The following is a 7,096-nucleotide window of genomic DNA, read 5'->3' as shown; positions in this document are numbered from 1 at the left end:
GGCCAAGCCGGTGGAATTGTCGCAGTTGCGTGAACTGGTGGAGTTTTGGGTGGCGCAGCGTCAGCAGCGGCCGGAACACGCCCCGTCGTGACCTTGAAATGCAGCCTCCGTGGGAGCTGGCTTGCCTGCGATGGCGGTGTGTCAATCACACACCCTTTGTCTGCTCCACCGCTATCGCAGGCAAGCCAGCTCCCACATTTGCCCGGTTGCGCCTGATAGACTCCGCAAACCTCTCCTATCGCGAGCCGCGCCCATGCTCCACGTGTTATTCAGCGTCTACCTGAAAATGCTGGTGCTCTACAGCCCGTTCTTTGTGCTGTCCTGCTTTATCAGCCTGACCCGTGGTTACTCCAGCAAAGAACGGCGCCGGCTGGCCTGGAAGGTCGCGTTGGCCACGCTGGTGTCGAGCGTGTTGCTCTACCTGTTCGGCCGGGTGATTTTCAGTGTGTTCGGCATCACCGTGGATGCCTTTCGCATCGGCGCCGGCAGCGTGCTGTTTATCTCGGCGCTGGGCATGGCCCAGGGCAAGTCGGCGGTGCAGACCGACAATGTGCAGCAGGACGTGACCATCGTACCGCTGACCATCCCGCTCACGGTCGGCCCCGGCACCATCGGCGCACTGTTGGTGATGGGCGTGAGCCAGCCACACTGGGATGACAAGTTCATGGCCATCGTCAGCATTGCCCTGGCCAGCTTCACGGTTGGTGTGGTGCTGTATTTGTCCAACCGTATCGAACGCATTCTGGGTGACCAGGGCTTGCAGATTGTCAGTCGGTTGATGGGGTTGTTCGTGTGTGCGCTGGCCGCGCAGATCATCTTTACCGGCGTGCGCGGTTATCTGGTGCCTTAAATCCGGTACTTCGCGATTGCCAGTTGCACCTTGTCGCCGGCACTCTCGCGCATCAGCTGGATGGTTTTTTCATTGACCACAGAGGTATTGAGCACCAGGCAAGTCTGGCCGCTGAAAGCCTCGACCGAAGAGCTGTCCCACTCCAGAAACGGCAGGCCCAGCTGTTTGCTCACACCGTGGGTGCTGTAAGTCACCAGCACCATCATCACCTCTCCCGCCGTTTCAGCACAGGACGCCAGGCCGAAATCACCGCCCTGATGCACCGTGCTATTGCGCTTGAACAGCTCAAACGAGGCAGGCTGTTGCTTCAAGGCCAGCAGCGCATCCGCCGCCAGTTTTGGTAACGCCGCCAGCAGCGGCCCTGCCAGCGAGGCCGCCGCCAGCGCGGCGATGATATTCAGCGCCGCCACCTGCACCGTCAGCCCTTTGCCGGAGCTTGAGACCCGCTCAAAAGCGCTGCGCACCGGCAACCAGCCCAGGCTGACCATCACCTTGATAAATTCGTCATACCACGCCTCACTCCCCCGTTGGACCTTCAACACATCACTCACATAACTGCTGGCCAGCAGGTAGCTTTTACGAATGTATTCACGGTTCAGCGCCGACATGCCCTCGATAAACGAGATCACACCGTTGTTCACGACGGCTGCATTGCTGTCATCTTCCGCGTCCAGGAACACCGAGCGTTTGGCGCCCGGCGCCCCTGGCAGCTTGTAGGCGGCAATCAACTTGCGCCTTTTGGCACTGATGATCCTTTTGTGATGTCGCTCCATTTTCAGTTCTCCACAAGCACCCCACATGGGGCTTGTCTCCACACTAGTCCAGCCGCTGGCGCGCTTTCCAGACCACAAACATCGCTTGGCGCCCCCGTCGAAAAAACGTCAACCAGCAATAACGAGGCATACCGGTAGACCTTCCTTTTTTCATCGGCAAAAAAAGAAAAAGCCCCGAGTAACAACAGGTTTTCACCCAGCGTTACTCGGAGCCTTCTTACCTGCCGCAGGCTGATTTCAGGAAGCGGGTTTCTCGCCGTACCAGCGTGGCGTGTACACCCATTCGCCGCCACCGGCGCGGGGGAATACGCAGGTGGTGGACGAGCCGATCAGCACCATGGTGCGCATATCCACTTGCTCAGGCGTCAACTGCCCCAACGTGGTGACGCGCAAAGTCTGGCCAGGGCGGCCAATGTCGCGACCCAGCACCACCGGTGTTGCGGGCGTGCGGTGCAACGCGACGATTTCCAGGGCGCGCCCCAATTGCCACGGCCGCGAACGCGAGATCGGGTTGTAGAACGCCAGCGCCAGGTCGGCCTGGGATGCAAGGTCCAGGCGTTTTTCGATAATCGACCAGGGCTTGAGGTTGTCCGACAACGACATCACGCAGAAGTCATGCCCCAATGGCGCACCCGCCTGGGCGGCAGTAGCCAGCGAGGCTGAGACGCCCGGCAGAATGTCCAGCTCGACCTGATGCCAGGCCGGGTCACTGGATTCGTGCAACGCCTCAAGCACCGCCGCCGCCATGGCAAATACGCCAGGGTCACCGGACGACACCACCACCACCGAACGGCCTTGAGCGGCCAATTCGAAGGCATGGCGAGCACGCTGCATTTCTTCGCGGTTGTCGGTGCAGTGTTGCACTTGATCGTCGCGGAACGGCCCGGCCATGCGCACATAGGTTTCGTAGCCCAGCACATCGGTGCAACGCGCCAGCTCGGCCTTCACCGCCGGCACCATCAACTCGGCTGCGCCAGGGCCAAGGCCGATCACGGCAAGGCGGCCACGGGCACGGCCGACATGCGACAGGTCCAGCGGTTGCTCTGCCACTGTGATCACGATGTCCGCGCCTTGCGCCACTTGCGCAAAACGCAACGGCACACCTAATTCCACTGCGGCTTGCTGCAACGAGGCTTCGGCCATCTGCGTGTCGCTGGCCAGCAGGCACGCCAGGGATTGCACGGCGATACCGGCGTCATGCAAAGCCGTTCGCACGCGCAGAGCTAAATCCACACCTGGCTTACAGGTGACACACACCGTCTTCGGATAAATCAGCAACTCATTGGCAGCCGGCACGCGCTCGGCACTGCCCACGTGAATCGCCAACCGTGCGTGCTGATCCTGCGGCAAATTCGCCTGATCCAGCCACGGCGCCACACCTTCGATGCGCACGCTTTCGCCGGCCAACAGGTCCGAGACAAACCGCTTGCCCAGTTCCAGGTCCGCCAACGCATAACCCGCTGGCGGGTTGAGCAGGCAGGTGCCAAAACGCAGCTCGCCGCTGGTGGTGATCGCCGCGGCGACGCCGAGTGCCGCGCCAATGTCGCGCGCCATCCGGTTCACACCGCCCAGGCCGCCGAGCAACGGCACCACGGCGCTGCCATCTTCAGCCACGGCCAGCACGGCGGGCTCTTCGCCTTTTTCCAGCAGCAGCGGCGCCAGCGTGCGGATCACGATACCGGCAGCACACAGGGCAATCAGTGGCGTGCCTTGTTGGTAAAGCTGGCGCAGGGTCGCGCCGAACTCACTGTAGGTCTGGTCCGCCCCTTCAACTCGCCCGGCCAAGCCGTGGATCAGCGCGCCAGGGTAAACCTGCGCGATCTTGCGCGCCGTCGCCAGGCTGCCTTGGCCGAGAATGACAATCGCCGGGCGCATCAACCTTGCCACCTTTCACCCGGCACGATGATCAGCGAGAAGTACGGCGAGGACGCTGGGTCGACTTGATCCAGCGGCACGATCTTCTGGTTGGCCATGGTCGCGCGTTCCACGTACAGCGCACGTTCGGCCAAACCGAGCTCTTGCAGCACCTGGCGCACCTTTGGAAAGTTACGGCCCAGCTTCATGATCACGGCGGCATCGGCGTCCGCCAACCGACGCTTGAGGTCATCGTGGGGCAACACGCCGGAGAGCACCGACAGGCTCTGGTTGCGGTACACCAACGGCGCGCCAAGCACCGAAGCGCCGCCGAGCATTGAGCAGACGCCGGGGATAACCTGGGCTTCATAACGCTCGGCCAAACGGTCGTGCAGGTACATATAGGAGCCGTAGAAGAACGGATCGCCTTCGCAGATCACCGCCACATCGCGGCCAGCGTCCAGGTGCGCGGCCACGTCGAGGCTGGCGTTGTCGTAAAAGTCGCTGATGATCTGCTCGTAAGACATCGGTGCCGGCAGCACTTCGGTGGTCACTGGGTACACCAGCGGCATCAGCGTTTGCTGCGCGACCAAATGGTCTTCGATGATGCCAAAAGCGTTGCCCTTTTTGCCTTTGGCTACGAAATACGCGACCACCGGCGACTCGCGCAGCAGGCGCAGCGCCTTGAGGGTGATCAGTTCGGGGTCACCGGGGCCAACGCCCAGGCCAATCAAACGTCCGCGTGCCTGCATTACTCGACCTCCGTGGCCAAGGCGTTGACCGCCGCGGCAGCCATCGCACTGCCGCCCAGGCGGCCTTGCATGATCACAAACGGCACGCCACGGCTGTCGGCCGCCAGCATCGCCTTGGATTCGGCGGCACCAACAAAGCCCACCGGGAAGCCCAGAATCAACGCTGGTTTCGGCGCGCCGGCGTCGAGCATTTCCAGCAGGTAGAACAGCGCCGTCGGCGCGTTGCCGATCACCACCACGCTGCCTTCCAGGTGCGGGCGCCACAGTTCCAGCGCGGCAGCTGAACGGGTGTTGCCAAGCTCCCGCGCCAACTCCGGCACGCTGTCGTCGCGCAAGGTGCAGATCACCTGGTTATTGGCCGGCAGGCGCGCGCGGGTCACGCCTTCGGAGACCATGCGCGCATCACACAAAATCGGCGCGCCAGCGGCCAGCGCATCGCGCCCGGCCTTGCCTGCGCCTTCGGAGAACTGCAGGCCGTCGATGGCGTCGACCATGCCGCAGGCATGAATCACCCGCACCGCGAGTTTTTCCAGGTCGGCAGGGATGCGCTCCAACTTGGCTTCCGCGCGAATAATGGCGAAGGAGTTGCGATAGATCTCCTGACCGTCGCGGATGTAATCAATCATCGGTGTTGCTCCGTGTGCGGCCGCGTAACAGGGCGCCCGCCGCTTCAATGGAAAGAGTGCGTGCGTGCAGCCGGCCGAAACCGGGGTGGGCTGCCTCGCGAAAATAGACGTCGTAGTGGCCGGGGCTTACCGCCAGCAAGGTGACCGGCGCGGTGTGTGCGGCAGCGCAAGAGCGTGGGCAGCCGGACAGGTGCACCTCGGCGCCAGGTTGCAGCGCGGCCAGTTGCAGGGCATCGGCCTTGGTGTCGGCCAGGCCTTTGGCGCAGCCGCTTGAGCCGGTGCAGGCGATCATGCGTGCCAGGGGTTGGTCGACTGAGCCAAGGAAGCCCAATTGCTCCAAGCCTTCAGTCACGGCGCCGTGGTTTTTAAGGTTGGGCAGCAGTACGCCCTGCCACGGCGTAAAACGCAACGTACCGTCGCCGAACTCACTAGCCAACTGTGCGGCGCCTTTGAGCATGCTTGAGTCCAGACGACCCAGCGGCGCAACGGCGGCAACGTAAAACAGATCTTTTTGTCGCTGTGGATAAGTGCCCAAGTGCAACAAATCCCCACTGGGCTGGCGTTTTAACCCATCCACCGACAGTAACGGCAGGTTCAGGCGGGCCAATAAGTTATCCACAGCCAGATGACGCATGCGGGTTTGCGTCGGTGTCGCCAGGTCGAGAAACGCTTCCAGCACGGCCACGACCAAGGCATAGCCTTGCTCGAGCGGCACAGCGCCCAAGGGTGCATCCAGCCCCGGACAACCGGCCAGGCCGAAGGCCAATAGTGTTTCGCCATCGCGCTCGAACGCCGACAGCCACAAGTCATGGTGATGTTCGAGCATCGCCAGGGCTTCACCGCCATCCAACTGCACGGCGAACTTGGCCGACAGCTCATGGAAACGTGGATGGTTTTGTAAGGTGGCAAGGATCTGATCGGCCAGCGGGCGAGTGTCGAACAGCATCTGGGTGTCGATACCTGCGCTGGGGCTGAGCATCAGGTTGCGCACGTCATCGCCAGCGGCGTTGTTCGGGCCAAGGCCTGCGGCCAGCAGCGCGGCGATCAACGCCTCTTGCTCGGCACCGATCCCGCGAATCTGCAAATTGGCGCGGTTGGTCGCCTCAATCACCCCACCCGCATAGGCCTGCGCCGCGTCCGCCACAGCAACTGCCTGGGCGGCAGTGATAGAACCACCGGCCAATTTGATCCGGCATATCCCGCCATCCAGCGCCTGGACGATACGCAGCAACCCCGGACAAGCCGAGGGGCGCATGGTATTCAGAGCAGGCGTTGGGTTCACGGGGCTACCGGTTGACGGGTAAAGGCGCGGTATTATGCCTGCTTTGTCCGGCGGCATGAAAAGCCTGCCCGTCGGATGTCGTTCAAGGAATTCTTATGTCGCCCTGGCTGACGGTTGTAGGCATCGGTGAAGACGGCTTCAAGGGGCTGGGCAGAAACGCCCGGCATGCCCTGTTGCGCGCCACCCGGATTATAGGCGGCCAGCGCCAGTTGGACCTGCTGCCGGTGTGTATTCGTGGCGAGCGCCAGCTATGGCCAAGCCCGTTTTCCCTGGAGCCGGTGCTGGCCAGTCGTGGCGAGCCGGTCTGCGTACTGGCCAGCGGCGACCCGATGTTCTATGGCGTAGGTGCCAGCCTGGCGCGACAGGTGGCCGCTGAGGAATTGCTGATTTTACCGGCGCCGTCCTCCGTGTCGTTGGCCGCGGCGCGTTTGGGCTGGCCGTTGCAGGAGGTGGTGACCTTATCCCTGGTGGCGCGGCCATTGGCGGCGATTAATACGCACCTGGCCACTGGCGTGCGGTTGCTGGTGCTGAGTAATGATGGGCGCAGCCCTGCCGCGATTGCAGCGCTGTTAGCCGAGTCCGGTTTCGGGCTCAGCCGGTTGAGCGTGTTTGAACACTTGGGCGGCGTAGATGAACAGCGCATCGACGGGCTGGCTGCTGATTGGCAACACGCTTCGGTTGCGGATCTGAATCTCGTCGCCATCGACTGCCTGGCCGACGCCCACACCCCGCGCCTGTCACGCCTCGCCGGGCTGCCGGATTCGGCCTTCAAACATGACGGCCAACTGACCAAGCGCGATGTACGCGCCATGACCCTCGCCCGCCTCGCGCCAATGCCGGGCGAATTGCTCTGGGACGTGGGCGCGGGCAGCGGCTCCATCGGCATCGAGTGGATGCGTGCGCATCCGAGTTGTCGCGCACTGGCGATTGAAGCCGACGCAGGTCGCCAAGGGCTGATC

General features: G+C 62.8%; 7 protein-coding genes. 2 read left to right on the top strand and 5 right to left on the bottom strand.

What is annotated here, in order from left to right:
• Nucleotides 1–253: 253 nt before the first annotated feature.
• The gene (locus FEM54_RS20005; RefSeq protein ID WP_017136752.1) at nt 254–850 is read left to right on the top strand and encodes a MarC family protein; all 597 of its coding nucleotides are present in this window, start codon (nt 254–256) and stop codon (nt 848–850) included.
• Here the strand turns inward: FEM54_RS20005 and FEM54_RS20000 are convergent.
• The 5 genes from FEM54_RS20000 to cobG all read right to left on the bottom strand — a co-directional run bounded on the left by FEM54_RS20000 (nt 847) and on the right by cobG (nt 6,194).
• On the bottom strand, nt 847–1,623 hold the full coding sequence (locus FEM54_RS20000) for a hypothetical protein (RefSeq protein WP_017136753.1): 777 nt from the start codon (nt 1,621–1,623) through the stop codon (nt 847–849). The two genes, FEM54_RS20005 and FEM54_RS20000, sit on opposite strands and share 4 nt — an antisense overlap.
• Before the next feature lie 237 nt (nt 1,624–1,860).
• Complete coding sequence (gene cobJ, locus FEM54_RS19995) at nt 1,861–3,498, bottom strand: precorrin-3B C(17)-methyltransferase (RefSeq protein WP_138452628.1); 1,638 nt, start codon at nt 3,496–3,498, stop codon at nt 1,861–1,863.
• Nucleotides 3,498–4,229, bottom strand: a complete 732-nt coding sequence (locus FEM54_RS19990; RefSeq protein ID WP_017136755.1) for a precorrin-2 C(20)-methyltransferase — start codon at nt 4,227–4,229, stop codon at nt 3,498–3,500. Before FEM54_RS19990 ends, cobJ begins: the two co-directional genes overlap by 1 nt.
• Nucleotides 4,229–4,855: a precorrin-8X methylmutase gene (locus FEM54_RS19985; RefSeq protein WP_017136756.1), complete on the bottom strand. Its 627-nt coding sequence runs from the start codon at nt 4,853–4,855 to the stop codon at nt 4,229–4,231. Before FEM54_RS19985 ends, FEM54_RS19990 begins: the two co-directional genes overlap by 1 nt.
• A complete protein-coding gene (gene cobG / locus FEM54_RS19980) occupies nt 4,848–6,194 on the bottom strand; it encodes a precorrin-3B synthase (protein WP_138452626.1) in 1,347 nt (448 codons plus the stop codon). The genes FEM54_RS19985 and cobG overlap by 8 nt, the downstream gene beginning before the upstream one ends.
• A gap of 38 nt (nt 6,195–6,232) precedes the next feature.
• Here cobG and cbiE point away from each other — a divergent pair.
• A partial coding sequence (cbiE, locus tag FEM54_RS19975) for a precorrin-6y C5,15-methyltransferase (decarboxylating) subunit CbiE (RefSeq protein WP_138452624.1) occupies nt 6,233–7,096 on the top strand: 864 nt, incomplete at its 3' end.

Source organism: Pseudomonas edaphica (genome assembly GCF_005863185.1).
GTDB lineage: Bacteria > Pseudomonadota > Gammaproteobacteria > Pseudomonadales > Pseudomonadaceae > Aquipseudomonas > Aquipseudomonas edaphica.
The sequence above is the reverse complement of the archived record's forward strand: the minus strand, read 5'-3'. Positions and strand labels throughout refer to the sequence as shown.

What these genes read in the sequence shown, in the direction of transcription:
- FEM54_RS20000 (WP_017136753.1), bottom strand. Translation starts at nt 1,623, where the DNA reads ATGGAGCGACATCACAAAAGGATCATCAGTGCCAAAAGGCGCAAGTTG.
- cobJ (WP_138452628.1), bottom strand. Translation starts at nt 3,498, where the DNA reads ATGCGCCCGGCGATTGTCATTCTCGGCCAAGGCAGCCTGGCGACGGCG.
- FEM54_RS19990 (WP_017136755.1), bottom strand. Translation starts at nt 4,229, where the DNA reads ATGCAGGCACGCGGACGTTTGATTGGCCTGGGCGTTGGCCCCGGTGAC.
- cobG (WP_138452626.1), bottom strand. Translation starts at nt 6,194, where the DNA reads ATGCCGCCGGACAAAGCAGGCATAATACCGCGCCTTTACCCGTCAACC.
- FEM54_RS20005 (WP_017136752.1), top strand. Translation starts at nt 254, where the DNA reads ATGCTCCACGTGTTATTCAGCGTCTACCTGAAAATGCTGGTGCTCTAC.
- FEM54_RS19985 (WP_017136756.1), bottom strand. Translation starts at nt 4,855, where the DNA reads ATGATTGATTACATCCGCGACGGTCAGGAGATCTATCGCAACTCCTTC.